Below are 1,184 nucleotides of genomic sequence, written 5' to 3'. Positions count from 1 at the left end.
CTGAAGTCCTTGGCGTCGCGCACATCAAGTGATTTTTCATCGTATCGATTTGACTTGGCATTTAGGCTAATTTGTTCACCGTAGGCAAATAGTCCTGCGTTCATTTCGCGCAGCCAACGCTGCTCATCATCACCCACAGGGTGATGCTTTTCGAGGTAGTCCTGGGCGAACTCGCTGAGCTCATACTCGGTCACTACCGCATTGCCGGCTGAAGATGTCCGCATTAGAACGAAATTTGTGGTGATGAGTTCCAGAATGGCAGTCTGGAGTTGCTTGACATCTAGCTCGTTCAAATATGCAAGCTCGGCTTGATTGTGAGCGCCGTTTAGGGTTTGCATCGAGCGAAGCACTAGCTTTCCGGTTTCGGAAATATAGCCATAGACATTGGACATGCAATAGTCAAGCAGAAGGCCACTGTTGAGTGCATCTTCTGGCCGCCTGCCGGATTGGACTACTGAGACGAACCATTTGATATACAGCGGATGGGCTGAGGTTCGCTCCACAATTCTATCGAGTGCTTGCGGACTGGCATCCAGCAGAGCAGCCACGTTGCGGATCTTTGCGAGCGCGCGAAGCAGGCTGATCGCCTCGCTCTTCTCCAAAGGCTCGATTCTGATCGGATTCTCGAGGGCGCCAATTCCGATGCGACTCGTAATGAGAACTTTGCTACCATTGGGAAGCTCGCGGAGAAATTCCCGAAGTTTTGCATCCAGTACCGTTTCAAGATTATCCAGAATCAACAACACTTTGAAGTGTTGCATGTACTCCAGAACCTCCTGCATCGGATCTGCAGATGCAACCTTTCCCCCGAGTTCCTCTGCGGCGACCCGGAGCATTCCAAGTGAATCCTTCACTGCCCCTTGGATTCTCTTGATCTCACTTGCCGTAAGCAGAGAATTCTTGGCGGTGGTCCACACGACTGCATCGAAGGGGCTGTCGTGCGAGTCGAGAATTTCATAGGCGGCTTTAAGGGCGAGTGTGGTCTTTCCGATTCCTCCATCCCCTACCAGGCTGATTACCGGATAGGGCCCCCGAATTGTCTTAATGAGGGACCGGATTACAGACTTCCGCCCAATGAACCCAGTTTCATCAAAATCTGGGATTGGGAGGTTGTGGCGCCCAGAGGCTTCAGGTGCTACATCTGGGAATCTAATCTCCAATCCCAGAACAAATGACGGATCTCT

At 51.5% G+C, this 1,184-nt stretch carries 1 protein-coding gene; it reads right to left on the bottom strand.

What is annotated here, in order from left to right; all coding sequences use genetic code 11:
• The coding region (locus ABD323_RS41325; protein ID WP_344447236.1) for an NB-ARC domain-containing protein at positions 1–1,160 on the bottom strand (1,160 nt) is incomplete at its 3' end.
• Positions 1,161–1,184 lie beyond the last annotated feature (24 nt).

Source organism: Kitasatospora nipponensis (assembly GCF_039528135.1).
GTDB classification, from domain to species: domain Bacteria; phylum Actinomycetota; class Actinomycetes; order Streptomycetales; family Streptomycetaceae; genus Kitasatospora; species Kitasatospora nipponensis.
This window is presented reverse-complemented; position numbering and strand designations above follow the sequence as displayed.